Source organism: Acinetobacter sp. AL9 (genome assembly GCF_041464035.1).
Taxonomy (GTDB): Bacteria; Pseudomonadota; Gammaproteobacteria; order Pseudomonadales; family Moraxellaceae; genus Acinetobacter; species Acinetobacter towneri.
Genome location: NZ_JAYFSK010000170.1, coordinates 1 through 479, shown reverse-complemented (window position 1 = coordinate 479; position 479 = coordinate 1). Strand labels below are relative to the sequence as shown.

At 37.8% G+C, this 479-nt stretch carries 1 pseudogene; it reads left to right on the top strand.

Annotation, left to right across the window (positions count from 1 at the left end):
• A pseudogene (locus tag ACEO2X_RS14155) lies at window positions 1–309 on the top strand (glycosyltransferase family 2 protein); the annotation flags it as partial.
• Window positions 310–479 lie beyond the last annotated feature (170 nt).

Here is a 479-nt window from a genome sequence, read left to right as displayed (position 1 = left end):
GATTTAGTCTTAAGATTTACTGAAAAAACGACAAAAGAACGCATCAAACATATTCCAAAAGTTCTTTACTATTGGCGGATGCTGCCAACCTCAACAGCAGTGGATCAGGGCTCCAAAGGTTATGCTTTTGAAGCGGGGCTAAGAGCCGTGCAAGATGCGCTCGTTCGTCGAGGAATTAATGGTCATGCAACGCATGGGGCGGCGAATGGCTTATACGATGTTTATTATGACATTGAATCTGAAAAGTTAGTCTCAATTATTATTCCAACTAAAAATGGCTATAAAGACGTACAACGTTGTGTTTCATAGATTATTGAAAAAACAACCTACCAAAATTACGAGATTATTATGGCTGATAATGGAAGTACAGATCCAAAAATGCACGAATTATATGCAGAATTTGAACAACAATTACCTGGCCGCTTTTTCGTTGAATCAATCGATATTCCATTCAATTTCTCAACTATTAACAATCGTGC